24 protein-coding genes are annotated in these 25,474 nt (G+C 64.1%); 5 read left to right on the top strand and 19 right to left on the bottom strand.

The genetic code is table 11. The features are described from left to right. Nucleotides 1-4 precede the first annotated feature (4 nt). The 10 genes from L9B60_RS20615 to L9B60_RS20570 all read right to left on the bottom strand — a co-directional run bounded on the left by L9B60_RS20615 (nucleotide 5) and on the right by L9B60_RS20570 (nucleotide 8,403). Complete coding sequence (locus L9B60_RS20615) at nucleotides 5-583, bottom strand: nucleotidyltransferase family protein (RefSeq protein ID WP_249672683.1); 579 nt, start codon at nucleotides 581-583, stop codon at nucleotides 5-7. Continuing rightward, nucleotides 580-1,533: an XdhC family protein gene (locus tag L9B60_RS20610; protein ID WP_249672681.1), complete on the bottom strand. Its 954-nt coding sequence runs from the start codon at nucleotides 1,531-1,533 to the stop codon at nucleotides 580-582. Before L9B60_RS20610 ends, L9B60_RS20615 begins: the two co-directional genes overlap by 4 nt. Before the next feature lie 31 nt (nucleotides 1,534-1,564). After that, a complete protein-coding gene (gene murB, locus L9B60_RS20605) occupies nucleotides 1,565-2,584 on the bottom strand; it encodes a UDP-N-acetylmuramate dehydrogenase (RefSeq protein ID WP_249672678.1) in 1,020 nt (339 codons plus the stop codon). Next, nucleotides 2,581-3,045, bottom strand: coding sequence for a low molecular weight protein-tyrosine-phosphatase (locus L9B60_RS20600; protein ID WP_249672676.1), 465 nt, complete (start codon nucleotides 3,043-3,045; stop codon nucleotides 2,581-2,583). The genes murB and L9B60_RS20600 overlap by 4 nt, the downstream gene beginning before the upstream one ends. Further along, entirely contained in the window at nucleotides 3,045-3,809 is a 765-nt protein-coding gene (gene kdsB, locus L9B60_RS20595) for a 3-deoxy-manno-octulosonate cytidylyltransferase (protein WP_249672674.1), read from the bottom strand. Before kdsB ends, L9B60_RS20600 begins: the two co-directional genes overlap by 1 nt. Next, the gene (locus L9B60_RS20590) at nucleotides 3,806-3,991 is read right to left on the bottom strand and encodes a Trm112 family protein (protein ID WP_249672673.1); all 186 of its coding nucleotides are present in this window, start codon (nucleotides 3,989-3,991) and stop codon (nucleotides 3,806-3,808) included. Before L9B60_RS20590 ends, kdsB begins: the two co-directional genes overlap by 4 nt. A 28-nt stretch (nucleotides 3,992-4,019) precedes the next feature. Continuing rightward, nucleotides 4,020-5,030 (bottom strand): tetraacyldisaccharide 4'-kinase, encoded by a 1,011-nt coding sequence (gene lpxK / locus L9B60_RS20585; RefSeq protein ID WP_249672671.1) that lies wholly within the window; start codon nucleotides 5,028-5,030, stop codon nucleotides 4,020-4,022. A gap of 6 nt (nucleotides 5,031-5,036) precedes the next feature. Continuing rightward, entirely contained in the window at nucleotides 5,037-5,456 is a 420-nt protein-coding gene (gene pocB / locus L9B60_RS20580) for a flagellar polar localization protein PocB (RefSeq protein WP_249672668.1), read from the bottom strand. After that, on the bottom strand, nucleotides 5,453-6,088 hold the full coding sequence (pocA, locus tag L9B60_RS20575) for a flagellar polar localization protein PocA (protein WP_249672666.1): 636 nt from the start codon (nucleotides 6,086-6,088) through the stop codon (nucleotides 5,453-5,455). The genes pocB and pocA overlap by 4 nt, the downstream gene beginning before the upstream one ends. 86 nt (nucleotides 6,089-6,174) lie before the next feature. Then, on the bottom strand, nucleotides 6,175-8,403 hold the full coding sequence (locus L9B60_RS20570; protein ID WP_249672664.1) for a DNA internalization-related competence protein ComEC/Rec2: 2,229 nt from the start codon (nucleotides 8,401-8,403) through the stop codon (nucleotides 6,175-6,177). A gap of 145 nt (nucleotides 8,404-8,548) precedes the next feature. On the opposite strand from L9B60_RS20570, the gene L9B60_RS20565 reads away from it, so the two are divergent. After that, nucleotides 8,549-9,067, top strand: a complete 519-nt coding sequence (locus L9B60_RS20565; RefSeq protein ID WP_249672662.1) for a DUF2062 domain-containing protein — start codon at nucleotides 8,549-8,551, stop codon at nucleotides 9,065-9,067. Nucleotides 9,068-9,143: 76 nt separating this feature from the next. Here the strand turns inward: L9B60_RS20565 and L9B60_RS20560 are convergent, their stop codons facing one another. From L9B60_RS20560 to L9B60_RS20550, 3 genes are all read right to left on the bottom strand, one after another. Continuing rightward, complete coding sequence (locus L9B60_RS20560) at nucleotides 9,144-9,923, bottom strand: ABC transporter permease (protein ID WP_249672660.1); 780 nt, start codon at nucleotides 9,921-9,923, stop codon at nucleotides 9,144-9,146. Next, nucleotides 9,920-10,852 (bottom strand): ABC transporter ATP-binding protein, encoded by a 933-nt coding sequence (locus L9B60_RS20555; RefSeq protein WP_249672657.1) that lies wholly within the window; start codon nucleotides 10,850-10,852, stop codon nucleotides 9,920-9,922. Before L9B60_RS20555 ends, L9B60_RS20560 begins: the two co-directional genes overlap by 4 nt. A 121-nt stretch (nucleotides 10,853-10,973) precedes the next feature. After that, nucleotides 10,974-11,597: a glutathione S-transferase family protein gene (locus tag L9B60_RS20550; RefSeq protein ID WP_249672655.1), complete on the bottom strand. Its 624-nt coding sequence runs from the start codon at nucleotides 11,595-11,597 to the stop codon at nucleotides 10,974-10,976. Nucleotides 11,598-12,094: 497 nt separating this feature from the next. Here L9B60_RS20550 and L9B60_RS20545 point away from each other — a divergent pair, with 497 nt between their 5' ends. The 4 genes from L9B60_RS20545 (at nucleotide 12,095) to L9B60_RS20530 (ending at nucleotide 17,199) form a co-directional block, all read left to right on the top strand. Continuing rightward, nucleotides 12,095-14,542 carry an acyl-CoA dehydrogenase gene (locus L9B60_RS20545; RefSeq protein ID WP_249672652.1) on the top strand — a complete coding sequence of 816 codons (2,448 nt, stop codon included), beginning with the start codon at nucleotides 12,095-12,097 and terminating at the stop codon, nucleotides 14,540-14,542. A gap of 71 nt (nucleotides 14,543-14,613) precedes the next feature. Continuing rightward, nucleotides 14,614-15,024 carry a PA2817 family protein gene (locus L9B60_RS20540; RefSeq protein WP_249672649.1) on the top strand — a complete coding sequence of 137 codons (411 nt, stop codon included), beginning with the start codon at nucleotides 14,614-14,616 and terminating at the stop codon, nucleotides 15,022-15,024. A 166-nt stretch (nucleotides 15,025-15,190) separates the two neighbouring features. After that, nucleotides 15,191-16,252 (top strand): Rieske 2Fe-2S domain-containing protein, encoded by a 1,062-nt coding sequence (locus tag L9B60_RS20535; RefSeq protein WP_249672646.1) that lies wholly within the window; start codon nucleotides 15,191-15,193, stop codon nucleotides 16,250-16,252. Further along, nucleotides 16,249-17,199: a PDR/VanB family oxidoreductase gene (locus tag L9B60_RS20530; RefSeq protein ID WP_249672644.1), complete on the top strand. Its 951-nt coding sequence runs from the start codon at nucleotides 16,249-16,251 to the stop codon at nucleotides 17,197-17,199. Before L9B60_RS20535 ends, L9B60_RS20530 begins: the two co-directional genes overlap by 4 nt. Here L9B60_RS20530 and L9B60_RS20525 read toward each other — a convergent pair whose 3' ends face one another. The 6 genes from L9B60_RS20525 to L9B60_RS20500 form a co-directional block, all read right to left on the bottom strand. Continuing rightward, nucleotides 17,200-17,913, bottom strand: a complete 714-nt coding sequence (locus L9B60_RS20525; protein WP_249672643.1) for a GntR family transcriptional regulator — start codon at nucleotides 17,911-17,913, stop codon at nucleotides 17,200-17,202. 61 nt (nucleotides 17,914-17,974) lie between these two features. Beyond that, the gene (locus L9B60_RS20520) at nucleotides 17,975-19,648 is read right to left on the bottom strand and encodes an acyl-CoA dehydrogenase (protein WP_249672641.1); all 1,674 of its coding nucleotides are present in this window, start codon (nucleotides 19,646-19,648) and stop codon (nucleotides 17,975-17,977) included. A 15-nt stretch (nucleotides 19,649-19,663) separates the two neighbouring features. Beyond that, complete coding sequence (locus tag L9B60_RS20515; protein ID WP_249672640.1) at nucleotides 19,664-20,896, bottom strand: thiolase family protein; 1,233 nt, start codon at nucleotides 20,894-20,896, stop codon at nucleotides 19,664-19,666. Further along, nucleotides 20,893-22,776: a feruloyl-CoA synthase gene (locus L9B60_RS20510; protein ID WP_249672638.1), complete on the bottom strand. Its 1,884-nt coding sequence runs from the start codon at nucleotides 22,774-22,776 to the stop codon at nucleotides 20,893-20,895. The genes L9B60_RS20515 and L9B60_RS20510 overlap by 4 nt, the downstream gene beginning before the upstream one ends. 116 nt (nucleotides 22,777-22,892) lie before the next feature. Beyond that, nucleotides 22,893-24,341: an aldehyde dehydrogenase gene (locus L9B60_RS20505; RefSeq protein WP_249672636.1), complete on the bottom strand. Its 1,449-nt coding sequence runs from the start codon at nucleotides 24,339-24,341 to the stop codon at nucleotides 22,893-22,895. Between the two features lie 134 nt (nucleotides 24,342-24,475). Next, the gene (locus tag L9B60_RS20500) at nucleotides 24,476-25,306 is read right to left on the bottom strand and encodes a p-hydroxycinnamoyl CoA hydratase/lyase (RefSeq protein WP_249672634.1); all 831 of its coding nucleotides are present in this window, start codon (nucleotides 25,304-25,306) and stop codon (nucleotides 24,476-24,478) included. Nucleotides 25,307-25,474: the final 168 nt, after the last annotated feature.

Raw genomic sequence — 25,474 nt, 5'->3', positions numbered from 1 at the left:
CTTGCTACTGAAACACCAGCCGCTCAGGCACATCCACATCCCAATAAATTCCCGAATCAGACACCGCCACCACCCGCACCACCTCAGGCGCCAATAGCTTGCGTGCGCCTTGATCACCCTGCAGCGCCATCAACGCCGGGCCGAACGCTTTGCCAAAGGCTACCGGATGACCGTAACCGGCCTGCGCCTCAGGCACGGCAATGACGCTTTCAGAAGAGGCCGCTACCACGGCGCGAAAAGTATCCGGGCGAATGAACGGCATGTCCCCCAGCACCATCAACCACCCCGCCTCATCGGCACACGCCGCCACCGCGCCGGCGATGCTTTCGCCCATGCCCGAAGAGTCGAACGCCAGCACCTCGCAGCCACAGGCCAAGGCCAATTGCGCCACCGGGCCTGGGCGGGTGACCACCAGAATGCGCTCGGCCACGCCTTGCAAACTGAACAGCACCTGCTCGATGACCGGTCGCTCGATGCCGTCCAACCCCCTGCACAGAGCCAGTAATTTGTTTTGCCCGCTGCCGGCCGCCTGGCGGAATCGCCGGCCCTCACCCGCCGCCAACACCACCGCGCAGGGCTTCATGGGCGTACGCCGTTCTTGATGGCGACAATTTCAGCCATCAGCGACAAGGCGATCTCCGCCGGGGTATGGCTGCCGATGTGCACACCGATCGGCCCGTGCAAACGCTCGATCGCCTGGGCACTGAGCCCAAGTTCGTCCAGGTTGGCGCGGCGTTTGTCGCTGTTGACCCTGGAGCCCAGGGCGCCGACATAAAAGGCACGCGAGTCCAGCGCCGTGAGCAGCGCCATGTCATCCAGCCGCGGGTCATGGGTCAACGCGACGATGGCGGTGCGCTCGTCGGTCTGGATCGACAGCACGGCGTCGTCGGGCATGCCCGGCACAAAGCGCGCATGGGGTTGGTCCCAACCTTCGTTGAATTCCTCACGGGGGTCGCAAATCAGCACGTCGAAATCGAGCATGCGGGCCATCTCAGACACGTAGCGCGACAATTGCCCGGCACCAATCAATAACAGGCGCCAGCGCGGCCCATACACCGCGCGCAGGCGCTGTTCGTCGAAGCACAGGGATTCGTCGGCCGATGACGGATGCAGGCTGACAGCCCCCGTGAGCAGGTCCAGTTCGCGCGCCACCAGCACGTGATCATCACAGCGGCGCAACAGTTCACCGACCCAGGCCGGGTCGCCGACGCGCTCCTCGATCAGGCGCAGGGTGCCGCCGCACGGCAAGCCGAAACGCGCCGCCTCTTCGCGGCTGACGCCATAGGTGATCCACCCCACGCCCGGGGCGGCGGTGTCGATGCGCCCGTCGTGCAACCGGGCAATCAGATCATCTTCGATGCACCCGCCCGACACCGAGCCGATCACCTTGCCGTCGTCGCGCAAGGCCAGCATCGCCCCTGGCGGCCGAGGTGCGCTGCCCCAGGTCTGCACCACGGTGTACAGCAGCACGCCGCGCCCGGCTTCACGCCATCGGAGCACGCTGCGCAATACATTCAGATCCACACTGTCCATGGTTACTCCCCTGCCATCCCTTTCTGGCAAATCAATACAGGTTCGGTTCCATTTCCAAGTTCACGCCGAAGCGTTCGAGGATGTCGGCCTGGATACGCTGGGCCAGGGCGTGCAACTGGCCGCCACTGGCCTGGCCATAATTGACCAGTACCAACGATTGCAGACGATGCACGCCAGCATCACCCTCGCGAAAGCCTTTCCAACCGGCCTGCTCGATCAGCCAGCCGGCCGCCAGTTTCATCTGCCCGTCGGCTTGAGCGTAGGCGACCAAGCCTGGATGATCGACCTTGATGCGTGCAGCCAGCTCGGCCAGTACCACCGGGTTCTTGAAAAAGCTGCCGGCATTGCCCAGCTCGGCCGGGTCCGGTAGTTTTTCCCGGCGGATGCTGCAGATCGCCTGGCTGACATCGCCTGGCGTCGGTATTTCGATACCCTGCTCGCTCAGGCGCTGACGCACCGGGCCGTATTCCAGGTGCAAGGTAGCGTGGCGTTGCAGATTGAAGCGCACGCGCAAGATCAACCAGCGCCCCGGCTCACGCTTGAACAGGCTGTCGCGATAACCGAAGGCACATTCCTGCAAGCTGAAGTCACGCAGCTCGCCGCTCTGGCGGTCCAGCGCGGTGAGGCCGGCGAACACGTCCTTGATTTCGACGCCGTAGGCACCAATGTTCTGCATGGGCGCCGCGCCGACCGTACCGGGGATCAGGCTGAGGTTCTCCAGGCCCGACAAGCCCAGCGCCAGGCTGTGCTCGACGAAGGGGTGCCATGGCTCGCCGGCCTCGGCCTCCAGTACCACCTGGTCGCCGTCGTCGCTGAGCAGGCGAATACCGCGGCTGGCCATGCGCAGCACCAGCGCGTCGACGTCGGCGGTGAGCAACAGGTTGCTGCCCCCGCCGATCACCAATACCGGCCACTGGCGCTCGGCCGCCATGGCCAGCGCCTCGCGCACCTCGGCGTCGCTATGGGCCTGGGTGAACCAGCGCGCCGCCACGTCGATGCCGAAGGTGTTAAACGGTTTGAGGGACACGCCCTGTTGAATATCCAGGCTCACAGGCGCCCCCTGATTTCCCGCACCAGGCCTTCGCAGGCCCGCTCGATCAGGTCCAGCACCCGCTCGAAACCCTGTTCGCCGCCGTAATAGGGGTCTGGCACTTCATCCACCGCACCGTCGTAACGGCGCAGGAACAGGTCCAGCTCCGCCGTGGCATGGCCAGGGCGCAAGCGTTCCAGGTTGCCCAGGTTGCCGTGGTCCATCGCCAGGATCAGGTCGTACTGGCTGAAATGCTCGGCCACAGCCTGTTGCGCGCGCTGGGCCGACAGGTCATAGCCGCGCAGCAACGCCGCGCGCTGGGTACGGGTATCCGGCGCCTTGCCGACGTGCCAGTCACCGGTGCCAGCCGAAGCCACCTGCACCCGGCCCGCCAGGCCCGCTTCACGCAGTTGATGACGCAACACGCCCTCGGCGGTCGGCGAACGGCAGATATTGCCCAGGCACACGAACAAAACCCGCATCAGGCCTCCAGCAAGCGCCGCACGCGCTCCAGGTCTTGCGGGGTGTCGACGCCGGTGGGCGGCAATTCGATTGCATCGGCCACGTGGATACGCACACCATGCCACAGGGCACGCAGTTGCTCCAGGCGCTCGGTCACTTCCAGCCAGCACGGCCCCCAGCCCACGAAATCCTGCAGGAAACCGGCGCGGTAGGCGTAAATACCGATGTGCCGACGATATGGCACACCAACTGGCAACTGATCCGGTTGGCTTGCGAACTGATCGCGGGCCCACGGCAAGGTCGCCCGGCTGAACGTCAGGGCCAGGCCGTTGACGTCGCTGACCACCTTCACCACGTTGGGGTTGAACAGGGTATCAACGTCTTCAATCGGCTCGGCCAAGGTGGCCATGCCGGCTTCAGCGTGGGCCGCCAGGTTGGCGGCTACCTGGTCGATCACCGCTGGTGGGATCAACGGCTCGTCGCCTTGCACGTTGACCACGATGGCGTCCGCCGCCAGGCCCAGGGCGCTGGCCACTTCGGCCAGACGGTCGGTGCCCGACTCATGGTCGGCACGGGTCAGCAGCACTTGCGCGCCAAAGGCCTGGCAGGCGTCGACGATGCGTTGATCGTCGGTGGCCACCACCACCTGTGCCGCACTGCTTTTGCAGGCCTGTTCCCACACCCACTGCACCATCGGCTTGCCCGCGATCAACTGCAGCGGTTTACCCGGCAGCCGCGTGGAGGAAAAGCGCGCGGGAATGACCACGGTGAAAGCCTGGCTCATTTGTCCAGGCGCTCGTCGTCGGTCAGGGTGCGCGCTTCGGTCTCCAGCATCACCGGGATGCCATCGCGAATCGGGTAAGCCAGGCCTGCGCCTTTGCTGATCAGCTCGGTCTTGTCGGCGCTGAGCTTCAGCGGGCCCTTGCAGATGGGGCAGGCGAGGATGTCGAGCAGTTTGGTGTCCATGGGGTGTCCTTGACGTGTAAGGCGAGAGTCAGTGCGGCGTACGAGCGGGGATCAGGCGCGACAGCTGGTTGTCGAACCAGGCCACGAAGGCCGGGGACGGCAGCGCGTCGACCGCCAGGTACCACCAGTCGTCGGCCGCGAAGGTTCGGCATTTCACCGCGTCCTTCTCGGTCATGATCAATGGCAGGTGTGGCGTGAAGCTTAACGCCTGGGCGCTGAATTGCGCGTGGTCGGCGAAAGCGTGGGCCACAGGGCGCCAGTGTAGCGCTTCGAGGGTATTGAAGAAACGTTGCGGGTTACCGATGCCGGCCACCGCGTGCAGCGCCTGGCCCGGCGCGAACAGCTCAAGGCCGCGGCGCTCGCCGGTTTTCACATTCACCAGCGCTGCCGGTTGCAGGGTAAAGCCAAACCCTGCGTCGCGGTCGGCACTGGCGCCGTTGTACAGCACCGCATCCACCGACTGCACGCGCTCGGCGGGCTCGCGCAAGGGCCCGGCGGGCAGGCAGCGGCCATTGCCCAGGCCGCGCGCGGCATCGATCAGCAGCAATTCCAGGTCCCGCGCCAGGCGGTAGTGCTGCATGCCGTCGTCGGTCAGGATCAAATCCAGCGGCTCTTGCGCCAACAAGGCGGCCACGGCCCGGCTGCGGTCCGGGTCAATCATCAGCGGCACGCCGGTGCGCTGCACGATCAGCAGCGGCTCGTCACCGGCCTGCTCGGCGGCTTGCTCGGGCTGCACGCGCCACGGCAACTGCGGCGGCTTGGCACCGTAACCGCGGCTGACCACGCCCACGCGCAGGCCTTGGGCCCGGCAGTGCTCGATCAACCACAAAATAAGGGGGGTTTTGCCAGTGCCGCCGATCGTGATGTTGCCCACCACGACCACCGGCACCGGAGCCCTGTAGATGCTGCCCTCACCTGCCAGGAAGCGCTCGCGCTTGCGCTGCACCACCCGCCGGTACAGGGTTTCGAGGGGCCGCAACAAGGCCAGCGCCGGATGGCCCTGGTACCAGGCATTCAACAACCGGTCGGAGAACGCCATGGATGCCTACTGCACCTCGACCGTGGTCATGCTCAGGTGGCTGAAGCCCAGCTTGCCGGCGGCGTCCATGGCGGTGATCACCGCCTGATGCGGGGTCTTGCCATCGGCGCTGATCGACAACGGCAGCTTGGTGTCGCCACCGGACTCCTTCTGCAGCGCATCCATCAAGGTCGCCAGGTCGCTTTTGGGCAGCAACTGGTTGTTCAGCGAATACACGCCGTCGGCGCTGATGGCGATGTCCAGGTTTTTCAGGTTGCTGTCCTGCTCGGGCACGCCACTGGCGGCCTCGGGCAGGTCCACGGTCAAGGCGGTCTGCTTGGTGAACGTGGTGGTGACAACGAAAAACAACAACAGCACGAACACGACGTCGATCAGCGACACCAGGTTGATGTCGATGTTTTCCCGTTGTTTGCGCCGAAATTTCACGCTTTTTCCTCGGCCAGGTCGACTTCGCGGTCACCCTGGACCATTTCCACCAGCTTGATCGCTTCCTGCTCCATGCCCACCACCAGCTCGTCGATGCGCCGTTGCAGGAAACGGTGGAAGAACACTGCCGGGATACCGACCATCAGGCCCGAGGCCGTGGTGACCAGCGCCTTGGAAATACCACCGGCCAGGACCGCCGGGTTGGTGGTCATCTGCGTACCCATGAACGAGCTGAAAATGTCGATCATGCCCAGTACCGTGCCCAGCAAGCCGAGCAACGGGGCCATGGCGGCGATGGTGCCCAAGGTGCTGATGTAGCGCTCCAGTTCGTGGATGACCCGGGCGGCGGCCTCTTCGATGCACTCCTTCATGATCTCGCGACCGTGACGGGAGTTGGCCAGGCCCGCGGCGAGGATTTCACCCAGGGGGGAATCAGCGCGCAGCTCCTTGAGCTTGTCCTTGTTCAGCTGTTTGTCTTTGATCCAGCGCCACACCTGGCCCAGCAGGTGCGGCGGGGTCACACGGCTGGCGCGCAGGGTCCACAGGCGCTCGGCAGTGATGGCCAGCGCTACGATGGAACTCAAAATGATCGGCAACATCATCCAGCCGCCGGACTTGACCAATTCCCACACAGTAACGACCCCCTCGAAAAAGTCCGCCACTCTAACATAGGGGGCCCGGCGGTCGAAGGCCGTCATGTCGGCTGGCAGGCAGGGTTTCACTCGGCTGGCAAAACGTCATCACGCCAGAAGCGCCGTCGCTTGCGCTCGTGCCACACGTCGGCAAACGCCCCCAGTTCGATTTTCAGTGCCCCGTGCAAGGCGTTGTCGTGGATTTCGATGCCCAGCGCCTGGTAGCGCTCCACCACCTGCGGGTGCGGGTGGCCAAAGGAATTGCGGTGGCCACGCGACACCAGCGCGCCGTCCGGTTGCACCGCATCGAGCAATAGCCGAGTCGAGGAGGTGCGACTGCCATGGTGCGGCGACTGTAGCCAGCGCGACTTCAGCGCCAAGCCACTGGCGACCAACGCCCGCTCGGCGGCCGAATCGATATCACCGCCCAGCAGCAGTTGCTCGCCGTTGGCTTCGACCAACAGTACGCAGGACGACGAATTGCTGTCCCGCGCATCGGCCCAGCGCCAGGTGGTGAACGTCACGCCGTCCCACTGCCATTGGACGCCCGCCTCGCAGGCGTGTGCACCGCGGGTTGCCGCCGGCTCACCTGCCAGTACCTGCCCCACCGGCAGGCCGCGGCGGATGGCAGCGGCACCGCCGGAATGGTCCAGGTGCGCATGGCTGATCAGCATGCGGTCCAGCCGGCGCACACCCAGGTGGCGCAACGCGGGCAAGACGATACGCTCGCCGGCATCCAGCCCAGGCGTGCGCGGCCCGGCATCGTAGAGCAAGGCGTGATGCTGGGTGCGCACCAAAACCGCCAAGCCCTGCCCCACGTCCAACTGCCAGACCTGCGCCCGGTTGGCCGGCAGCGTCGCCACGGGCGGGTACAGCGCCAACAGCAATAGCGGCCACCCCAGCACCCGCATCGGCACGCCACTGGGCAACAACACCAGCAAGGCACCGGTGGCCATCAAGCCCCACGCTATCGGTGACAAGGTGGGTGGCGCCCAGGCCGGCAAGCGCGCCGCCAACAGTTGCAACCCGGCAAACAGCAGGTTGATCAAACCGCCCGCCAGCCAGAGCAAACCTTCGCCCAGTGGCGGCAGCAGCCATAATAAAGCGCTGCCCGACAGTGCCGTCGGCAGCACCGCCAGGCTGATCCAGGGCACGGCCAGCAGGTTGGCCAAGGGCCCGCTGACGCTGACCGGCAGGCCCAACACCAGCAGCACCGGCAGCAAACCGATGGCAATCAACCCTTGCGCGCGACTCCAGGCTCGCCACCAGGGCCACGCGCCCAGGCGACCGGCGAACACCAGCAACAACACCCCGACCGCCGCAAATGACAACCAGAACCCCGGCTGCAGGCTGACCAACGGTTCGATGAGCAACACCGTGTTCAACGCCAGTAGCAAGGGCCAGAACACGCCCAACTGACGAAAGCGCAACCGCCACAACAAAACCATGCCGAGCATGATGCAGGCCCGCTGCACCGGTACCTGGAAGCCGGCCAACAGGCCATAACCCAGCGCCGCCGCAAAGGCCAGCCCGCAGGCCCAGGGCAGCCATGGCCAACGGCGCGGCCATAGCCCCCATCGCGCAAGGCCCGCCACCAAACCGTAGATCAGCGCGGCGAGCAGGCCGATATGGGTACCCGAAATCACCAACAGGTGAACCGTGCCGGTCGCTTGCAACACCTCCCAATCCTCGCGGGACACACCCGAGGCATCGCCCAGCACCAACGCCGCCAACGCGCCTTCCCGCCCCTGGGCATCCACGGCCAGCAAGCGTCGCCGCACGCTGTCACGCCAGGCATCGCGTGCCTGCTCCAGCCGCTGGCCATCCTTGACGCTGCCACTGGCGCCAATGCGCCGGGCCAACATCCATGCCTCGCTGTCCTGCCCGCCTGGGTTGACCAGCCCACGCGCTCGCTTGAGCGTCACCGCCAGGCGCCAGCGCTCGCCACTGCTGACCTGCGGGCCGTTGAACCAGCTCAGGCGCAAGGTTTTGGGCAGCTCGCCGCGCCGCGACGTCGCCTCGACGAGTTCAAAACGCACCGAACCACCAGCGGTGCTCGGCAAGCCGCTGACGCGCCCTTCCAACCACACCGTCTGTCCGTCCAAGCCCGGCGCCAAGCGATCATCCAGCGCCCATTGCGCTGACAGGCAGGCCCAGCAAAAACCCAGCAGCAAACACCCCACGGGGTACAGCCGCGTGCGCAAGCTGGCCACCCCCGCCAGCGCCAATACGCCCAGCAGCCAGGCCGGCGGCAGTGCGGGCAGCCAGCGCAAGGCCAACAAGCCCAGTGCCAGTGCGAAAAAACCTGTGCGCATCCACCTGCCCTCCTTGGCAATTGCTGCACAGGATCAACCGGCAACAGCCCGCTGGCTGCTCAATAATTGTCACAAAGTCTGAATCTACGCTTTGTAGAATCTGTGCATACTGAATCGACCGACAGCAGGGCCACCGAGAACTGACATGCCGCGGCGCCTTATCAAACGCTTCATGCCCAACCCCGCCAGCATTCGCGAGCACAAGTCCCTACGTTTCTTTGGCCGCCTGCTGCACGATCCCAACCTTTGGCACCTGAACCGTCACTCGGTGGCCCGGGCCATGGCGGTGGGCCTGTTCGCCGCGTTCATGCCCATGCCCCTGCAAATGCTGCTGGCCGCGGCACTGGCGATCATGGTGCGCGGCAACATGCCGATTTCGGTGAGCCTGGTCTGGCTGACCAACCCCTTCACCATGGCGCCGATATTTTTCGTAACCTACAGCCTCGGCGCCTGGCTGCTGGGCACCCCGCCGCGCAGCCTGCCAGACGACCTGACCTGGGAATGGGTCAGCGGGCAGCTGTCTACCTTGTGGCAACCGTTTGTGTTGGGCTCGGTGGTGATGGGGGTGGTGATGGGGGTGGCAGGGTATGCAATGACGATGGGGTATTGGCGCTGGTGGGTGGGGCGGCAGTGGAGAAATCGTCGCGAACATCGGCACCGATGACGGCAAAAGAACGCCGCAGTGTATCAGCTACACTGCGGCGTGTTTTTTAGCGGATCAACCCCCGTTCCTACGTGGATCAGGTGCGCATCCCACGCCCACTAACCAGCAAGCGTGCACACCCAACATACAGCACCACGGTAGCCACCAGCATGAACGCCACGGCCACGCTGATTTTGATGTCCGAGACGCCGAGGATGCCGTAGCGGAAGGCGTTGACCATGTGCAGCACCGGGTTGGCCAGCGACACGGTCTGCCAGAACGGCGGCAGCAACGTGATCGAGTAGAACACCCCGCCCAAGTAAGTCAGGGGCGTGAGCACGAAGGTCGGAATGATCGAGATGTCATCGAAGTTGCGCGCAAACACCGCGTTGATGAACCCCAGCAGCGAGAAGATCGTCGCGGTCAGGATCACCACCAGCAAGGTGATGCCCAGGTGGTGCACCTGTAGATGGGTGAAAAACAGCGACAGGATGGTCACGATGACCCCGACCATCAGCCCGCGCAGCACGCCGCCGAGCACGTAGCCGATCAGGATGATGTGCGGCGATACCGGCGACACCATCAGTTCTTCGATAGAACGCTGGAACTTGCTGCCAAAGAAACTGGACACCACGTTGCCGTAGGAGTTGGTGATCACCGACATCATGATCAGCCCCGGCACGATGTACTCCATGTAGGTAAAGCCACCCATGTCACCGATCTGCCGGCCGATCAGGTTACCGAAGATCACGAAGTACAAGACCATGGTGATGGCCGGGGGCAGCAAGGTTTGTGGCCAAATACGGGTAAAGCGACGCACTTCGCGGTAAACAATGGTGTTCAGCGCGACGCGGTTGGCATGGAATTCGAAACTCATACGGCCACCTTCGCCAGGTTTTTTTCCACCAGGGACACGAACAGCTCCTCCAGGCGATTGGTTTTATTGCGCAGGCTTTGCACTTCGATGTTATGCAGGGCCAACTGGCCGAACAGCGAGGTAATGCCCTCGGCTTTATCCACCTGCACTTCCAGGGTGTGCGCATCGATCAGCCGGCACGGGTAGCCGACCAACTGTGGCGGCGCCTGCAAGTCCTGCTTGAGGTCGAGCAGGAATGTCTCCACGTGCAAGGTGCCGAGCAACTTGCGCATGCTGGTGTTCTCGACAATGGTGCCGTGGTCGATGATGCCGATGTTGCGGCACAACTGTTCAGCCTCTTCCAGGTAATGGGTGGTGAGGATGATGGTGATGCCTTTTTCGTTGAGCTCGGTGAGGAACGTCCACATCGAGCGGCGCAGTTCGATATCGACACCGGCGGTAGGCTCGTCGAGGATCAGCAGGCGCGGCTCGTGAATCAGCGCGCGGGCGATCATCAGCCGGCGCTTCATGCCGCCAGAAAGCTCGCGCGAGGGCGTGTCGCGCTTGTCCCACAGGCCCAGTTGGGTGAGGTATTGCTCGGCGCGCTCCTTGGCGATGCGCGGCGGGATACCGTAGTAACCGGCCTGGGTCACGACAATGTCGAAGGTCTTTTCAAACTGGTTGAAATTGAACTCCTGGGGCACCACGCCAATGCAGCGCTTGAGCGCCGCCGGGTCTTTGTCCAGGTCGTTGCCGAAGATATTCACCGTGCCGCTGGTTTTATTCACCAGGGTGGAAAGAATACCGATGGTGGTGGACTTGCCGGCGCCGTTAGGGCCCAGCAAGGCGAAAAAGTCACCTTCGGCTACATCCAGGTCGATCCCCTTGAGGGCCTGGAAGCCATTGCCGTAAGTTTTGGTCAACTGCCGAATGGACAGAGCAGAATTCATAACTAAACCATGCACCGAAAAAGAAAAATGAAAGTAGCGTAATAAAACGGACACGCGAACCACGGGACCATGTTGCTTGGCCCCGCAACGCAAGTACAGTGATGCCGGTTGATAATAACTATCAGGTCAACGCGGTCATCACCGCCTTCTGGTAGGCAGGTCGTTGTTTCAATCGTTCATACCAGGCGCTCAAATGCACCATGGATGCACGCTCGATGGGCATCTCGAACCAGGCGTAGATGAAACAACCCAAGGGTATATCACCCATGCCGAACTCATCGCCCGACAAGTAAGGTTGCGTGGCCAGGACTTGATCGGCCATGGCCAACAGTTCCGAACAGGCCTCGTGCGCGGCGTTGATCTGCACCCAGTCCTGCTGCTCGGGCGGCGTGCGCAGGATGCCCCAGAACAGCGGCTTGAACGGGTCGGCCAGGGATGAGGTGGTCCAATCCATCCATTTTTCCGCCTGGGCGCGCTGTTTCGCGTCAGCGGGATACCAGCCGGAGTCTGCCGCGTATTGGCCACACAGGTAGCGCACGATGGTGTTGGATTCCCACAGCACGAAATCGCCGTCTTCCAGGGTCGGCACCCGGCCGTTGGGGTTCTTGGCGCGGTATTCAGGCTCATTGACCAGGCCAAACGCCCCGCCGGCATCGATGGCTTGATACGGCAGGTTGAGCTCTTCAAGGCACCAGAGCACCTTGCGCACGTTGGAAGAGTTTTTACGACCCCAGACTTTAAGCATGAAGATCTCCCTGTAGGAATGATCCCACAGTCTACTACCGCCAGCCGGGATAACGCCTGCGTGTATACATTTTTTTAGGTGTAATGAATGTGGGAGCAAGCTTGGTTGCGATGGGCTTGGTTGGCGACTCAATAGCGGCCACTACCGGCCGCCCGCGCGGCCTATCGCAAGCAAGGCTTGCTCCCATTGCAACGTGCCGCAGTCTGGTGGAGAGGCGTTGCCTGCCTTGGGGGTACTGCAGGTGCATTTTCAGGGCTTTGTGTGGGAGAGGGGTTGACTGCCTTGGGGTGTACTGCAGGTACATCTGCTTTGCTCACTGCCCATCAAACGCGAACGTCGAACGCAGTCAACGCCGCGCTGGCAACAGGGCTAGAGCATCGCGTGCAGTCCTGCCCCTTGTCGCATGGCAGAACTCCCCGCCCCGACCACGGTCACTACTGAGGCACCGGGGCGTCTACGCTCTTGTGCTATCGCCCTGTGGTCATGGAGGAAAGCATATGCTCGTGTTGTGGATTGTGGTGCTGGTGATCGGCATTGCCTGGCTGGCCCATCGGCGCATCGCCGTGCTACCGGCCATGGCCATCGTGGCGGTGTACCTGGTGGCAATGGGTGTATTTAGCCGCGCGCCGGGCTGGCTGTTGACGATTTTCTGGTTGCTGCTGGTGGCCGCCGCGCTACCCATACTGCTGCCGGAACTGCGCCGCAAGCTGTTCACCGCGCCGCTGTTCGCCTGGTTCCAGCGCACCCTGCCGCCGATGTCACAAACCGAGCGCGAAGCCATCGACGCCGGTACCGTGTGGTGGGACGGCGAGTTGTTCAGCGGTCGCCCCGACTGGAACACCCTGCTGGCCTACCCCAAGGCGCAAATGAGCGAGGAGGAACAGGCCTTTATCGACGGCCCCGCCGAGCAACTGTGTGCCATGGTCAGTGACTGGCAGATCGGCCAAGACCTGGACCTGCCGCCCCAAGCCTGGGCGTTTATCAAGGATCAAGGCTTTTTTGCGCTCATCATCCCCAAGGAATTCGGCGGCAAAGGCTTCTCTGCCTACGCTCACTCCCAAGTGGCGATGAAACTGGCGACCCGCAGCGGCGACCTGGCGTCCACCGTGATGGTGCCCAACTCCCTGGGCCCGGCCGAGTTGCTGCTGCACTACGGCACCGACGAACAGCGCAGCTACTACCTGCCGCGCCTGGCCCGCGGTGAAGAAATCCCCTGCTTTGGCCTCACCGGCCCCCTGGCCGGCTCCGACGCCGGCTCCATGCCCGACACCGGGATCATCTGCAAAGGCCAGTGGCAAGGCGAAGAAGTCCTGGGCCTGCGCCTGAACTGGGAAAAACGCTACATCACCCTGGGCCCGGTCGCCACCCTGCTGGGCCTGGCGTTCAAGGCCTATGACCCAGACCACTTGCTGGGCGAGGAAGAAGACCTGGGCATCAGCCTGGCGTTGATCCCCACCGACACCGAAGGCGTCGAGATCGGCCGCCGTCACCTGCCTCTGGGCGCCGCGTTCATGAACGGGCCCAACTGGGGCAAGGACGTGTTCATCCCCCTGGACTACCTGATCGGTGGCCAAAAGATGCTTGGCCAGGGCTGGATGATGCTGATGAACTGCCTGTCGGTAGGCCGTTCGATCTCCCTGCCCGCGGTCGGTACCGGCGCGGCCAAGTACACAAGCCTGGTCACCGGCCAGTACACCCAGGTGCGCGAGCAGTTCAACGTGCCCCTCGCCGCCTTCGAGGGCATCCAGGAGTCCCTGGCCCGCATCGGTGGCAACGCTTGGCTGATGGACGCTGCGCGCATGCTTACCGCCAACGCCGTGGACCTGGGCGAAAAACCTTCGGTGCTGTCAGCGATCCTCAAGTACCACCTGACCGAACGCGGCCGTGAATGCATCAGCCACGCCATGGACGTGCACGGCGGCAAAGGCATCATCATGGGCCCCAACAACTACCTGGGGCGCAGTTGGCAAGGCGCGCCGATCTTCATCACCGTGGAAGGCGCGAACATTCTGTCGCGCAACCTGATGATCTTCGGCCAGGGCGCCATTCGCTGCCACCCCTTCGTGCTCAAGGAGATGGCCCTCGCCGCTCGCGAAGACAAAGCCCAGGCGCTGGTGGAGTTCGACGCCTTGCTGCTCAAGCACGTCGGCTTTGCCGTGAGCAATGCCGCCAGCACCCTGGTCTTGAACCTGGGCCTGGGGCATTTCGAACACGCCCCCGGTGATAGCCTGAGCCAAGGCTACTTCCGCGCCCTGAACCGCCAGGCGGCGGCGTTCGCGCTGCTGGCAGACCTGAGCATGATGCTGCTGGGCGGCGAACTGAAACGCCGCGAACGGCTGTCGGCGCGCCTGGGCGACGTACTCAGCCACCTGTACCTGAGCAGCGCCGCGCTCAAGCGCTACCATGACCTGAACTCGCCGGAGCACCTGCGCCCGCTGCTGTGCTGGGCCATGGAAGAAAGCCTGGGCCAGGCCGAACACGCCCTGGACGCGTTGTTGAAAAACTTCCCGAGCCGCGTGCTCGGCTGCCTGCTGCGGGTGATCGTGTTCCCGTTTGGCCGCCGGCATACCGGCCCTTCGGATGAACTGGACGCCGAGGTGGCCAGCATCATCGGCCGCGCCAAGGGCGATCCGGCGCTGGAAGAGCTGCTTGCCGGTTGCTACCGCCCGCAAGGCGAAGACGACCCGGTCGGCGCGCTGCAGGTTGCCTGCGACCTGCTGCTCGCGGCCCAGCCGCTGCAGAAAAAACTCCACGTGGCGCTCAAGGCCGGCCAGTTTACCCCGGCCGCCGGCGAACACCCGATCGACGCGGCGCTCAACGCCGGCGTGTTGCAGGCCGGCGAAGCCCAAACCCTGCGCCGCGCCGAGGCCGCGCGGCGCAAGGTGATCGACGTGGATGACTTCAGCAAGGAGCAACTGCAACGCGTTACCGACACGGTACGGTAGTCGCCACGCGCAGACACCGGGCGCGTGGAGCCGTATACTCGCGCGCCTGTTTTATTCAAGAGGATCACACCATGGCCAATTCCCACCTCGAGCACCATCTGATTCTGCTCGATCACCTGCGTACCATCCTCGTGGCCCTGGGTGAAGCCGAACAGGTGCCGGAAGAAAGCCACGCGCTGTTCCTGGAGCGTTTCGACGAACTGCGCGCGCAGTTGCCGGTCGATCCGATCGAGAGCCAGTACCTGGGCCAGGACATCATGTGCCAGGTGATCACCCGCTACCCGCAGATCGCCCACCTGATTCCACGCGACCTGCTGTGGTATTTCGCCGGCGACTGCCTGCACTACATGCCGGATGACGAGATCGACCTGTACCAGGCCCTGGAAGAGCGCCGCTTCGAAGCTCAAGAGAACGAAGAGCCGTTCGACTGGAACCAGGAGAAACACCTGCTGGCGATGTCGGCGCAGGACAGCAAGCACTAAGCCAAACCCGCACGACCCAAAGCCCGCCTGGTTTCCTCGCGGGCTTTTTTGTGACCCATAGCCCTCACAATGGATACATAAAAATCCAATAGCTTGACAAAAAGCCACAAAAACCACTTCAATGGATCCAGCAACTATAAAAACAATCTAAGCCTGGAGAACCTCCATGTATCCAAAAAACACCTGGTACGTCGCCTGCACCCCCGATGAAATCGACAGCAAGCCCCTGGGCCGGCAGATCTGTGGCGAGCGCATCGTTTTTTACCGTGGCCTGGAAGGCAAAGTCGCTGCCGTCGAGGATTTCTGCCCCCACCGCGGGGCGCCGTTGTCGCTTGGGTATGTGCAAGACGGCAACCTGGTGTGCGGCTACCACGGCCTGGTGATGGGTTGTGACGGCAAGACCGTCGAGATGCCCGGCCAACGCGTACGCGGCTTCCCCTGCAACAAAACCTTCGCGGTGGTGGAGCGCCATGGTTTTATCTGGGTTTGGCCCGGTAACCAGGCTCAAGCCGACCCGGCCTTGATCCACCACCTGGAATGGGCCGAAAGCGACGAATGGGCCTATGGCGGCGGCCTGTTTCACATCGGCTGTGACTACCGGCTGATGATCGACAACCTGATGGACCTGACGCACGAGACCTACGTGCACGCTTCCAGCATCGGCCAAAAGGAAATCGATGAGGCCGCCCCGGTGACCACCGTCGAAGGCGACGAAGTAGTCACTGCCCGGCACATGGAAAACATCATGGCCCCGCCCTTCTGGCGCATGGCACTGCGCGGCAACAACCTGGCCGATGACGTGCCGGTGGACCGCTGGCAGATCTGCCGCTTCAGCCCGCCCAGCCACGTACTGATCGAGGTGGGCGTGGCCCACGCCGGCAAGGGTGGCTACAACGCCCCCGCCCAGTTCAAGGCCTCGAGCATCGTGGTCGATTTCATCACCCCGGAAACCGACACCTCCATCTGGTACTTCTGGGGCATGGCGCGCCACTTCAACCCACGGGACGAAGCGCTCACCGCGAGCATCCGCGAAGGCCAAGGCAAAATTTTCAGCGAAGACCTGGAGATGCTCGAACGCCAACAGCTGAACCTGCTCAAACACCCCCAGCGCAACCTGCTCAAACTCAACATCGACGCCGGCGGTGTGCAGTCGCGCAAAGTGCTGGACCGCCTGATCGCCCGGGAACACGCCACGCCGCAACTGATCCCAACGGGAGTCGCGCAATGATCGAGGTCACCGTGCTGGCCCGCAACGACGAGGCGCTGGACATCTGCAGCCTGGAACTGGCCGCCGTGGACGGCGCCCCGCTACCGGCGTTCAGCGCCGGCGCGCATATCGATGTGCACCTGCCTGGCGGGCTGGTGCGCCAATACTCCCTGTGCAACCACCCTGGGGAGCGGCATCGCTACCTGATCGGCGTGCTCAAGGACCCAGCCTCAAGGGGCGGTTCCCACGCCGTGCACCAGCAGTTGCAAGCCGGTGCGCGCCTGACCATCAGCGCGCCGCGCAACCTGTTCCCCCTGGCCGAAAACGCCCAGCGCAGCCTGCTGTTTGCCGGCGGCATCGGCATTACGCCGATCCTGTGCATGGCCGAGCACCTGGCCCGCAGCGGCGCGCAATTCGAGCTGCATTACTGCGCCCGCTCCGCCGAGCGCGCAGCCTTTGTCGAGCGCCTGCAAGCCTCGCCCTTTGCCGATCGGGTAACCCTGCATTTCGACGAACAGCCCGCCACCGCGCTCAATGCCGCGCAGGTACTGGCCGGCCCGCACGCGCAGCGGCATCTGTACGTGTGCGGCCCGGGTGGCTTCATGCAGCACATACTGGACAGCGCCCGGGCACAGGGCTGGGCCGAAGAGCAACTGCACCGCGAATACTTTGCCGCTGCCCCCACCGACACGGCCAACGACGGCAGCTTCAAGGTCAAGGTCGCCAGTACCGGCCAGGTGTTCGACGTGGCGGCAGACCGCAGCGTCGCCCAGGTGCTGGAAAGCCACGGCGTCGAGATCCAACTGTCGTGCGAACAGGGTATCTGCGGCACCTGCCTGACCCGCGTGCTGGAGGGCGTGCCGGAACACCGCGACATGTACATGACGCCAGCCGAACAGGCGCTCAACGATCAATTCACGCCGTGCTGCTCGCGCTCGAAAACCCCGCTGCTGGTGCTGGACATCTGATTACTGGGCGCGATGAATGACCTTCATCCGCTCCGTGGCCGCCGCCGAGCCAAAGGTCTCGGCGTAGCGCAAGGTGGCATTGGCGTGCTCGCGCATCAAGGCTTCGGCCCGGGCACCTTGGCCATTGACCAAGGCGTCGAACACCGAGTGGTGCTGCATGTGCGCGTAGTTGAAGCGCTTGTATTCCCGGGCCATGTCCTTGCGATCGACGGCCAGCGCGGTGACCGAGGCGAATGGCAGGTGGTCGTTGCGGGCCAAGGCATCGGCGATGGCCGGGTTGTGGCTGCCCGCCACGATCACCTGGTGAAAGCGCATATTGAGGTCGTGATACACCTCTAGATCGTCTTCAGTGACGAAGCCTTTATCGAACAGTTCATCGCCTTGGATCAAGCACTGCTCAAGGATGACTCGCCCCTCGGCCGACAGGCCGCGTTCGGCCGTTTGCCGCGCCGCCAGGCCTTCCAACACCCCACGCACCTCGACCGCGCCGGCGATGTCCTCGGCGCTGACCGAACGCACCTGGAAGCCCCGGGCGCCAAAACGCACCAACAGGCCTTCCTGCTCCAAGGTACGGAACGCCATGCGCACCGGCATGCGGGACACGCCGAACAGCTCGGCGGTGGGGATTTCCATCAGCCGCTCGCCGGCCGCCAGTTCGCCCGAGGCGATCATCTTGCGCAGCGCCACCAGCACCATTTGACCAGGCTTGCTCATCCAGGCACTTCCAGAACACGTGAAGCGCCATAGTAACGCAAGCCCGGCGTGGTGCGCAGGGTTAGGCCAGGAAGGGTAAGGGCGCCCTGGCGGCACGGATCAAGGCAATGCGCTGATCGACCTCGGGCAGCAAGTAGGCAAAGAAGAACCGCGCCGTTTCGAGTTTTTCCGCCCGCTGCGGCTCGGGCAATTGTTCGGCGACCCGCGCCGTGCGTGCCCAAGCAAACGCCAGCAAGGCCACGCCACACAAGCGCAAAAACTCCCCCGCCGCGCGATAGGGGTACTCGGGGTCTTCGATACTGTCGTCGCGCACCTGCGCCACCACGGCCTGCAACCGCTCGCATAGCGATGCCAATGGCGCCTCTTCGCGCATCACTGACAACAAACGCTCGAACGCCTGGCCTTCGTCGCCCAGTACCTTGCGCACCAACAGGTCATTGGCCTGAATCTCGTTGCTGCCTTCGTAGATCATCGCGATGCGGCTGTCGCGCAGCGTCTGCTCGATGGCGAACTCGGCCACGTAGCCGTAGCCGCCGAACACCTGCAAGGCCTGGCTGGCCTGTTCAAAGCCCTGTTCGGTGAAATAGGCCTTGATGATCGGCGTCAGCAGTTCCGCCAACTGCAGATCGCCCTGGTCGAGCAGGTGCGCGGCCCAGTAACCAATGGCACGCATGCCTTCGGACTTGGCCTTGAGGGTGAGCAGGGTACGGCGCATGGCCGGGTGGTAGTGGATGGGGTCTGCCGCTTGGGCCGCTGCACCTGCCGGGCGCAAGGGAGCACGCATCTGCTGGCGTTCCTGGGCATAACCCCAGGCGTTCTGCAACGCCGCCTCGGTGTGCCCCAAGCCTTGCAGGCCAACGTGCAGGCGCGCCGAGTTCATCATCACGAACATCGCCGCCAGGCCGCGATGGGCCTCGCCGATCAGCCAACCTTGGGCACCGTCGAACACCAACGAACAGGTGGCGCTGCCCTTGATGCCCATCTTGTGTTCGATGCCGTCGCACCGCAGCGCATTCGCCCCGCTGTCCAGGCGCTTGGGCACCAGGAACAGCGAAATACCGCGGCTGCCTGCGGGAGCATCGGGCAAGCGCGCCAGCACCAGGTGCAGAATGTTTTCGGTCAGGTCATGTTCACCACCGGAGATGAACAGCTTGTTGCCGGTCAACCGGTAACTGCCATCGGCCTGCGGCTCGGCACGGCAACGCAACAGGCCGACATCGCTGCCGGCCTGGGGCTCGGTCAGGCACATGGTGGGCAAGGTTTGGCCGCTGACGATTTGGGGCAGGTAGCAGTCTTGTATCCATTGCGGCGCGTGGGTTTTCAGGCACAGGTAGGCGCCATGGGCGATGCCGGTGTACATCGCCCAACCGTGGTTGCTGGCGTAGAGCATTTCCTGCAACGCGGCGTCCAGTACCTGCGGCAAGCCCTGCCCGCCCGCGGCCTCGGCACAGGCCAAGGCCGGCCAGCCGCCTTCGACGTAGGCGGCGTAGGCCTGGACGAAGCCGTCCGGGGTGCGCACGTGACCGCCGTCAAAGCGACAGCCCTGGCGATCACCCGAGGCGTTGAGTGGCGCCAGCACGCCGCTGCAAAAGCGCGCGGCCTCTTCCAGCACCTGCAGCGCCAAAGGCAAGTCCAGGGTGTCGAAAGCCTCTGTCTGGGACCAAGCCTTTGGGGCCTGCAACCAGTGTTCGAGGACAAATTGCATGTCACGCAGGGGCGCTTGGTATTGCCACATAAACAGCCTCCCGGCTCAGTGGTGGAGCGGATTTTCGATCAGCACGGCCATGCCCTGGCCACCACCGACGCACGCCGCAGCGATGCCATAGCGCAGGTTGTGCTCGCGCAGTTGCCGGGCCAGGGTCATCACCAGACGCAACCCGGTGGCGGCCAGCGGGTGGCCCAAGGCGATGGAGCCGCCACGGGCATTCAAGCGTTCGTGGTCCAGTTCCAGCGCCTGGGCCACGGCCAGCACTTGCGCCCCTTGGGCTTCGTTGATTTCGAAACGGCCGATATCGCCCAGCGTCAGCCCGCTGCGTTGCAGCAGCAAGCGGATCGCCGGCACCGGGCCGATGCCCATGGTTTGCGGTGCCACACCCACCACCGCACTGGCCAACAGGTGAGCCAACGGCGACGGTGAATGACTCGACACCGGTCCAACCAAAGCCGCCGCCGCACCGTCAACCACGGCGCAACTGTTGCCCGCCGTTTGCACGCCACCGGCATGCACGGCGTGCAAGCGCGACAGCGCGATCAGGTCGCTGGCTCGTGGATGGCTGTCCTGGCTGACCTCGTTGATGCGACGCGGCAACTGGATGCCCCGCGGTTGATAGCCGTCCAGTTCGAAAACCTGGTTGCCGACCGCGACAATCTCTTCGGCCAGCCACCCGCACTGCTGCGCCGCAAGCCCGCGTTGGTGGCTGAGCAGCGCATAGCGGTCCACGGCTTCGCGGCTCAGGCCGTATTCCTTCGCCAGGTTCTCTGCGGTGGCGATCATGTCCAGCCCCGGTGCCGGGTCGTGCAGGGCTTCCCACAGAAAGTCCTTGAACGCTACCTCACCGCCCAGGCGAAAACCGTCACGGTGGGTGTAGGCGGCAATCGGGTTGCGCGACATGGATTCGGTGCCCACGCACAGCGCCAACTGAGCCCCGCCTTGCACCTGCCCCGCCGCCTGGTGCAGCAACTCGAACCCGGTGGCGCAGATGCGCTGCACGCCCAGTGCCGGCACGTGTTGCGGCACGCCGCTGTACAGGCCGATATGCCGTGGCAACAGGTAAGCGTCAAAACTGGCCTGGGCCATGGAGCCGGCCAGCACGCTGTCGACAGCGTGCGGGTCGACCCCGGCGCGAGCCAGCACCTCACGGCCCACCTTGATGCCCAGGTCGATGGGCGATACCTGCGCCAGCGCGCCACCCAGGTCGACCCAGGGCGTGCGCACGGCCGCCATGATTGCCACGTCGGTAAACGCTGCGTATTGCCCTTTCATGGCCGCGGCCCGGCACGCAAAATCGACGGCTCTTCGCCGCGGTACAAGGCCTCCACCTTGGCCGCGCGCCACTGCAACACGGCGCGCTGGTTGATCGAGCCTTTGTCGGTGATTTCGCCACGGTCGATGGAGGCCGGCTCATCGAGCAGGCAAATCCATTCCAGGCGGCTGGCGTTGCCGGTGGCGTCGCGGTTCAGGCGCTGCAACCAGTCGGCGAACCACTGGCGCACCGGTTCGCTGGCCAGTACCTCGGCATCGCTGGCAGCCTTGGGCAAACCGGCCAGCCGGCGGCACTCGAACAATCGCGCAAACACCAACGCGCCCAGGCACTCGCGGTCTGGCGCGGTGATCACCAAATCCTGCACGTAGGGCGAGCCTTCCAGCACCGCACGGCTGCGCAGCGGCCCGACGCTGACAAACACTCCCGACGACAGTTTGAAGTCTTCTGCGATGCGCCCGTCGAACATCAGCCCCAAGTGCGGCTGTGTCGCGTCCGCAAGCTTTAGGGCATCGCCGGAGCAGTAGAAACCATCCTCGTCGAACACTTCGGCGGTCTGCTCGGGCGAGCGCCAGTAGCCGGGCATGATGTGCGGCCCGCGAAAGCGCCCCTCCAACTTGCCCTGCGTCGGCACCAGGCGTACTTCACAGCCCGGCGCCGGCAAGCCGATGTAGCCGGCCATGGACAGCGGCCCGGTGGTGAAGGTGCACGAGGGTGACGCTTCGGTCATGCCCAGCCCAGCCATCATGCGGATACGCTCGCCGCAGTGCTGTTCTGCGACCCGGTCCAGGCGGTCCCACACGCTTTGCGAGAGCCCGGCGGCGGCGAAGAAAAACAGCTTCATGTTGGCGAAGAAACGCTCACGCAGTTCGCCGTCGGTTTCCAGTGCGTTGACCAACTCTTCCCAGCCCTTGGGCACGGTGAGGTAGGCGGTGGGCGAGATTTCCTTGAGGTTGCGCAGGGTTTCGGCGAAGCCTTGCGGGGTGGGTTTGCCATCGTCCAGGTACAGGGTGCCGCCGTTGTACAGCACGATGCCCAGGTTATGGCTGCCGCCAAAAGTGTGGTTCCACGGCAGCCAGTCCATCAGCACCGGTGGCGCTTCACCAAACACCGGAAAGGTCTGCAAAAGCATCTGCTGGTTGGCGCAGAGCATGCGCTGGGTGGTCACCACCGCCTTGGGCAGTTTGGTGGAGCCTGAGGTAAACAGGAACTTGGCAATGGTGTCGGGGCCAGTGGCCGCGAATGCGGCGTGGGCTTCAAGGCCACCGGGTTGTTCGAGCAGGCTGGCAAAGCTCGCCTGTTGGCGGCCCGGCACTTGGCCGCGGACACAGATCAGCGGCGTATCGGCCGGCAGCACCGCGTCGATCGCACGCTGGTAAGCCTGTGCATCATTGACGAACACCAGCCCCGGTTGCAGCACCTCGCACACATGGCGCAGCTTGGCAAAATCCTGGGACAGCAGCGAATAGGCAGGTGACACCGGGCAATAGGGAATGCCGGCGTACATCGCGCCCAAGGCGACTTGCAGGTGTTCGATGTCGTTGCCCGACAGGATAGCCAGCGGCCGTTGGGCCGACAGCCCGTAGCCCAGCAGGCTTTGCGCAACGCTGCGCACGCTTTCAAGCATCTGCGCGTAGCTGACCCGCCGCCACTCCCCTCCCGCCTCGCGGGCAGCGATAAAGGTGCGCTGCGGGCAGGTCTGCGCCCAGTACACCAGCCGATCAAGCAGCCGCGCCGGCAATGGCGCCAGCGGCTCAAGGGCACGCATGTGCAGCACGCCACCCTCCTCGCTCACCTCTACCTGGGGGTGGCCGATGGAAACCTGGCGGTAACGCGGCCCATCCGTGGCGGCCGGGGCTTGCGATCTGAATTCGGAACTCACGTGGTCTTCCTCCCTCAAGGCACGCCGCAGCCCTGCCCGCTCGAAGGCGGAGGCAGCGACGCGTGGCAGCCGGTGGCCGCACCCTTGTTATTGTTATGCCTTGCCTGCGCGGGCGATCAGATCGGGTAGTGACGCGGCCCGTTCTGTACCGTCACCCAGCGCAATTGAGTGAAGTGCTCGATGGATGCCTTGCCGCCGAAACTGCCGTAGCCGCTGGACTTGACCCCACCGAAGGGCATCTGCGCTTCGTCGTGCACGGTCGGCCCGTTGATATGGCAAATGCCGGTTTCCACCCGCTGGGCCAGCGCCAAGGCGCGCCCTGTGTCGCGGCTGAAGATCGCCGCCGCCAAGCCGAACTCCGAATCGTTGGCCAGGCGCAGCAAGGCCTCGTCACCCTCGGCGCGCAACACCACCGCCACCGGGCCGAATGACTCCTCGCGGTACAAACGCATCGCTTCGGTCACGCCGTCCAGCAGGGTTGGCTGCAAAATGCTGCCAGCCAGTTGCCCGCCCGCGAGCAAGGTCGCACCCTTTTCCAGGGCATCATCGATCATCAGCTTGATGCGCTCGCCCGCCGAGGCGTCCACCAGCGAACCGAGCACCGAATCGGCGGCCTCGGGATTGCCAGCGCGCAAGGTGGCGATCTTTTTCACCAGTTTGGCGACGAAGGCATCGGCCACCTTGGCGTCGACGATCAGGCGCTCGGTGGACATGCAGATCTGGCCCTGGTTGAAGTAGGCGCCAAAGGCAGCCGCTTCTACCGCAGCGTCGAGGTCGGCGTCATCGAGCACCAGGAACGGCGCCTTGCCGCCCAGTTCCAACAACGCAGGCTTGAGGTGGCGTGCCGACAGCTCGCCGACGATGCGCCCCACGTGGGTGGAGCCGGTGAAGTTGACCCGCCGTACCGCCGGGTTGGCGATCAGCCGCTCGACGATGGCCGGGGCGTCGGCGGGGGCATTGCTGATGACGTTGACCACGCCATCACCCAAGCCTGCGTCCTGCAGCACCTGGCCGATCAATCGGTGCACCGTGGGGCTCACTTCCGAGGCCTTGAGTACCACGGTGTTGCCACACGCCAGGGGCATGGCGATGGCGCGGGTGGCGAGGATCACCGGGGCGTTCCAGGGGGCAATGCCCAGTACCACGCCGCACGGTTGGCGCAAGGCCATGGCGAAGTTGCCGGGCACGTCGGAGGGGATGACTTCGCCGTTGATCTGGGTGGTCATCGACGCCGCTTCGCGCAGCATGTTGGCTGCCAGGTGCACGTTGAAGCCATACCAGTTGGCCATGGCACCGGTCTCGCCGGCGGCCGCGATAAACTCACCAGCACGGGCCTGCAATTGCTCGGCGGCTTTCAACAAGCGGGTACGGCGCTCGTTGGGGGACAGCGCGGCCCAGGCCGGAAAAGCGGCTTGGGCGGCGGCCACGGCGGCATCGGCGTCTTCCAGCGTGGCCGCGGCCACCCGCGAAACCACCTGGCCGGTAACCGGGTGACGGCGCTCGAACGTACGCCCGTTTGCGGCGGCTCGCGATTGGCCGCCGATCAGTAAAGAGACGTCAAACATGGAGCCTTCCTCGTTCTTTTAGTTGTCGGGAATGGTGCTCTGACGCAGATATTCTTTTTAGGAGCACGGCTTGCTGGCGATGGCGTACCCGAGGGCCCCATCGCGGGCAAGCCTTGCGCCTGCAAGAGCAGCTATCAGCGTTTGTAAGATTGCAGGCCGGGCTTGATGCTCTTGTCGTCCAGAAACTGCTTCATGCCCTGCTCGCGGCCGCCTTCGGTGTCGAGCAGGCGCGACTGGTCGAGCTTGGCGTACAGGTAATCCTCGTTCTGCTCCCAGGTCAATTCGCGGCAGCGCTTGAAACCATGTTTGGCGGCACGCAGCACCACCGGGTTTTTCTCCAGCAGGTTGCGGGCCAGCTCCACGGTCACTTCACGCAGTTGCGACAGCGGCACGCTTTCGTTCACCAAGCCCATCTGCGCGGCCTTCTGCCCGCCGAAGGTCTTGCCGGTCATGATGTAGTACAGCGACTGGCGGTGGCCCACGGTGTCGGCCATGGCCTTGCTCACCAGGTTGCCCGGCGGGATGCCCCAGTTGATTTCCGACAGGCCGAAGGTTGCCTCGTCGGCGCAGATCGCCAGGTCGCAGGCCACCAGCGGGCTGAAGCCACCACCAAAGCACCAGCCGTTGACCATGGCGATGGTTGGCTTGGCGTACATGCGCAGCAGTTTCCACTGCCACTGGGAGGCTTCGCGACGGATTTTTTCCTGGAGGATTTCCGGGCCTGCGTCCACTTCGCGAAAGTATTCCTTCAGGTCCATGCCTGCGGTCCAGGCTTCACCGGCACCGGTCAGCACCAGCACGCCGGCAGCCGGGTCCTGCTCCAGGGTTTCGAGCACATCGACCATTTCGCGATTGAGGGTGGGGCTCATGGCGTTGCGCTTTTCCGGACGATTGAGGATCACCCAGGCAATGCCTTCTTCGATTTCGACCTTGACGGTTTTCCAGCGGCCTTCGTAATTGCTCATGGTGATTGCTCTCTTGTTCTTGGCTTGTCGATGAGCAAAAATTAACCGGCAAAATTAGTTATGTCAATTAACCATTAATAAAATTAACCAAATATTTTTCCTGCCCGGCCCAGCGGCTTTCAGGCAGGATGAGAACCTGTCGATAGCTATCGCCGGCCAACCCCGGCA

It is taken from the genome of Pseudomonas abieticivorans, from assembly GCF_023509015.1.
Taxonomy (GTDB): Bacteria; Pseudomonadota; Gammaproteobacteria; order Pseudomonadales; family Pseudomonadaceae; genus Aquipseudomonas; species Aquipseudomonas abieticivorans.
Note: the sequence above shows the minus strand (reverse complement) of the source record. Positions and strands in the feature narration are given on the sequence as shown.

Coding starts and splice junctions, on each gene's coding strand:
- L9B60_RS20615 (WP_249672683.1), bottom strand. CDS start 583: ATGAAGCCCTGCGCGGTGGTGTTGGCGGCGGGTGAGGGCCGGCGATTC.
- L9B60_RS20610 (WP_249672681.1), bottom strand. CDS start 1,533: ATGGACAGTGTGGATCTGAATGTATTGCGCAGCGTGCTCCGATGGCGT.
- L9B60_RS20600 (WP_249672676.1), bottom strand. CDS start 3,045: ATGCGGGTTTTGTTCGTGTGCCTGGGCAATATCTGCCGTTCGCCGACC.
- kdsB (WP_249672674.1), bottom strand. CDS start 3,809: ATGAGCCAGGCTTTCACCGTGGTCATTCCCGCGCGCTTTTCCTCCACG.
- L9B60_RS20590 (WP_249672673.1), bottom strand. CDS start 3,991: ATGGACACCAAACTGCTCGACATCCTCGCCTGCCCCATCTGCAAGGGC.
- lpxK (WP_249672671.1), bottom strand. CDS start 5,030: ATGGCGTTCTCCGACCGGTTGTTGAATGCCTGGTACCAGGGCCATCCG.
- L9B60_RS20570 (WP_249672664.1), bottom strand. CDS start 8,403: ATGCGCACAGGTTTTTTCGCACTGGCACTGGGCTTGTTGGCCTTGCGC.
- L9B60_RS20565 (WP_249672662.1), top strand. CDS start 8,549: ATGCCGCGGCGCCTTATCAAACGCTTCATGCCCAACCCCGCCAGCATT.
- L9B60_RS20560 (WP_249672660.1), bottom strand. CDS start 9,923: ATGAGTTTCGAATTCCATGCCAACCGCGTCGCGCTGAACACCATTGTT.
- L9B60_RS20555 (WP_249672657.1), bottom strand. CDS start 10,852: ATGAATTCTGCTCTGTCCATTCGGCAGTTGACCAAAACTTACGGCAAT.
- L9B60_RS20550 (WP_249672655.1), bottom strand. CDS start 11,597: ATGCTTAAAGTCTGGGGTCGTAAAAACTCTTCCAACGTGCGCAAGGTG.
- L9B60_RS20545 (WP_249672652.1), top strand. CDS start 12,095: ATGCTCGTGTTGTGGATTGTGGTGCTGGTGATCGGCATTGCCTGGCTG.
- L9B60_RS20540 (WP_249672649.1), top strand. CDS start 14,614: ATGGCCAATTCCCACCTCGAGCACCATCTGATTCTGCTCGATCACCTG.
- L9B60_RS20535 (WP_249672646.1), top strand. CDS start 15,191: ATGTATCCAAAAAACACCTGGTACGTCGCCTGCACCCCCGATGAAATC.
- L9B60_RS20530 (WP_249672644.1), top strand. CDS start 16,249: ATGATCGAGGTCACCGTGCTGGCCCGCAACGACGAGGCGCTGGACATC.
- L9B60_RS20525 (WP_249672643.1), bottom strand. CDS start 17,913: ATGAGCAAGCCTGGTCAAATGGTGCTGGTGGCGCTGCGCAAGATGATC.
- L9B60_RS20520 (WP_249672641.1), bottom strand. CDS start 19,648: ATGTGGCAATACCAAGCGCCCCTGCGTGACATGCAATTTGTCCTCGAA.
- L9B60_RS20515 (WP_249672640.1), bottom strand. CDS start 20,896: ATGAAAGGGCAATACGCAGCGTTTACCGACGTGGCAATCATGGCGGCC.
- L9B60_RS20505 (WP_249672636.1), bottom strand. CDS start 24,341: ATGTTTGACGTCTCTTTACTGATCGGCGGCCAATCGCGAGCCGCCGCA.
- L9B60_RS20500 (WP_249672634.1), bottom strand. CDS start 25,306: ATGAGCAATTACGAAGGCCGCTGGAAAACCGTCAAGGTCGAAATCGAA.